This window comes from Streptomyces flavofungini, from assembly GCF_041028215.1.
GTDB classification, from domain to species: domain Bacteria; phylum Actinomycetota; class Actinomycetes; order Streptomycetales; family Streptomycetaceae; genus Streptomyces; species Streptomyces flavofungini_B.
On sequence record NZ_JASKYR010001044.1, the window covers coordinates 1 to 2,039 of the forward strand.

Consider the following 2,039-nt stretch of genomic DNA (forward strand, 5'->3'; position numbering starts at 1 on the left):
GCGGCAGCGGCAGCCGGTTGCGGGGCCTGTGTGGCAGGTGCGGATCGTGTGGGCCCCTGGCGCCACAGGAACAGGGACCGCCAGCCGCCGCCGCTCTCACCGTCGCGGATCGTGACGGGTGTACGCGAGGTACCCGCGGCCGCCCAGAACTCTTCGGTACCGGGGGCGCCGGGCAACCCGAAATCGGCGAAGGCGGGCTCCGTGGCGGGGCGCATGACGTCTCCTTGTGAGAGGGAAGGGGAGAGGCTAAGCTCGCCGTAATTAGGCGAGCCTAACCTAATACACGCACATGCTGGATACACGCACACGCGGGCGAAGTCTCGAGCATGTCGGCAATCAACGGCTTGCCTCTGCGAGCGAGTTCGGCCATGGTCGCTCTTCAGGGGAAGCCGAGCACAATAAGCCCGGCGCGGCCGCGAGGCCCGTCGGACCCGAGGAGGAACCGTCACATGAGCACTAATCCCTTCGATGACCCCGAAGGCCGTTTCCTGGTCCTGGTGAACGACGAGGGGCAGCATTCGATCTGGCCGTCGTTCGCCGAGGTGCCCGGAGGCTGGACGGTCGCCTTCGAGGAGAACACCCGGGAGGCGTGCCTGGAGTACGTCGAGACCAACTGGACGGACCTGCGTCCCCGCTCCCTCGTGACGTCCATGGGCTCGTAGGTCCCTCGTGACATCGATGGACGCGAGGGTCTCTCTCGTGACATCGCTGGGCGCGTAGGTCGTTTCGCCGTTGGTTGGTTGGTCGGGGCTTCCCGGACGGGCGCGGTTCCTTTTGTAGGGCCGCCCGTCCGGCCGCGACGCGGAGCCGCCGTCTGAGCCGTGCCGCCGAGCTGCCGTCTGAGCCGTACCGCCGCGACGCCGTGTTGCTGTCCAGGGCCGTACCGCCCCGCGCTCTGTCGTGCCGTCGCCTCGCTTTGCCGCGCCCGGCGTTGCCCCGCCGGGGGCTCGGCGGCGTGGTGGTCTGCCACGTGCCGGTGCGTGGTGGGGGCTCGGCCCGGCGCGGGCGACCCGGCGGCAGCCAGTCGACCGGCTGGGCGTCGGCCGACTGCCCGGGTGGCGGCCGACCTGCGGGGCGTCGGCCGACCTGCCGGGCGTCAGTAGTGACACACCGGCTCGCGCGCCGGACGAGACCTCGGAGGCACCTCGTTGATGCTCTGCACCAGACTGACGAACGCCCGTTTCCTCACCATGGACTCGGACCATCCCGTAGCGCATGACCTGGGCATCTGGCGGGGCCGCATCGCCGGGCTCGACGAGGCAGTCACCTCGCTGCCCGCGCGCGAGGTGATCGACCTCCAGGGCGCGACCGTGCTGCCCGGGTTCATCGACGCCCATGTCCATCTGGCCTGGACCGGGCTCAAGGAGAACACCCCGAGCATCGCGGGCCTCACGCGCGTGGACGATGTGCTCGCCGTCGTGGAGCGAGCCGCCGCCGCTCAGGCATCGCCGGGCGCCTGGCTCAACCTCGTCGGCTACGACCAACGGGCCCTCGGCCGCCACCTGACCGCCGCCGAACTGGACCGGGTCAGCCGCGGGCACAAGGTGTACATCACGCACGACTCCGGTCACGGCTGCGTCGTCAACTCCGCCGTCCTGAATCTCCTCCCCGCCGACCTCCCGCACGAGAACGGCTTTCTCGCCGAGGGCGCCATGGGCGCCGCCCGCGCACTCCGGCTTCCTTACTCCCAGCAGCAATTGGCCGAGGCGATAGGCCGTGCCGCCCGCACCTGTCTCTCCGAGGGCATCACCGCCTGCGCCGAGGCGGGCATCGGCGGCGCCCTCTTCGGCCACAGCCCGGTCGAACTCGGCGCCTACCAACTCGCCCGCGAGCAGGGCCAGCTCCCGCTGCGGACACAGCTCATGGTCTCCGCGGACCGCTTGCGCGAGGTCGCCGCGCACAAGGACGACGGCATCCCGCGCGCCCTCGATCTCGGCCTGCGCACCGGCTTCGGCGACGACCACCTCTCCGTGGGCGCCCTGAAGATCTCCACCGACGGCGGCATGATGGCCAGGACCGCCGCGCTCACCGGCCCGTAC

Annotated in this window: 2 protein-coding genes and 1 pseudogene; 2 read left to right on the top strand and 1 reads right to left on the bottom strand. The window is 70.9% G+C overall.

From position 1 onward, the window contains the following. A pseudogene (locus tag AB8Z36_RS38160) lies at positions 1–215 on the bottom strand (hypothetical protein); the annotation flags it as partial. A 234-nt stretch (positions 216–449) separates the two neighbouring features. Here AB8Z36_RS38160 and AB8Z36_RS38165 point away from each other — a divergent pair. Together AB8Z36_RS38165 and AB8Z36_RS38170 are read left to right on the top strand one after the other, a co-directional pair. After that, positions 450–662 carry an MbtH family protein gene (locus AB8Z36_RS38165; protein ID WP_369217959.1) on the top strand — a complete coding sequence of 71 codons (213 nt, stop codon included), beginning with the start codon at positions 450–452 and terminating at the stop codon, positions 660–662. A gap of 489 nt (positions 663–1,151) precedes the next feature. Then, on the top strand, positions 1,152–2,039 hold an 888-nt coding region (locus tag AB8Z36_RS38170; RefSeq protein ID WP_369217960.1), incomplete at its 3' end, for an amidohydrolase family protein.